The organism is Pseudovibrio sp. POLY-S9, assembly GCF_001431305.1.
In the GTDB taxonomy this organism is placed as follows: Bacteria; Pseudomonadota; Alphaproteobacteria; order Rhizobiales; family Stappiaceae; genus Pseudovibrio.
On the sequence record NZ_LCWX01000257.1, the window covers coordinates 1 to 425 of the forward strand.

Annotated in this window: 1 protein-coding gene; it reads left to right on the plus strand. The window is 50.4% G+C overall.

Translation table 11 applies throughout. The annotated features are described in order from the left end of the window. On the plus strand, positions 1-425 hold a 425-nt coding region (locus PPL9_RS28945), incomplete at both ends, for a S8 family serine peptidase (protein ID WP_152986863.1).

The following is a 425-nucleotide window of genomic DNA, read 5'->3' on the forward strand; positions in this document are numbered from 1 at the left end:
GATATTGCCAACAACAGTTGGGGGACAGAAGATCTTTTTGCGAACGCAGTCGTCGACCAAAATGGCAACTCTGTAAGCACAACGCTGCTTGAACAGGCGACAGGCTTAGGACGTATTGAACTGGGAACAATTGTTGTGGTCTCTGGTGGTAATGACCGACAGGAAGGGCATGACACCAACGCCCATGACCTTACAAACAGCCGTTACTCCATCACTGTGGGCGCGATTAACGCTGAAGGAGATCTTGGAAATCTTCAAATCGCACAAGATCCGTTTTCCAATCCCGGTGCGTCCATTCTCGTCTCAGCTCCGGGCTCTAATGTGACTTCGACATCTCGCCTCGTTGAAAATGATAACGGCTCAACCTTTGGCGACGATTATGAGGCAACTCAAGGCACATCCTTTGCAGCGCCAATCGTCTCAGG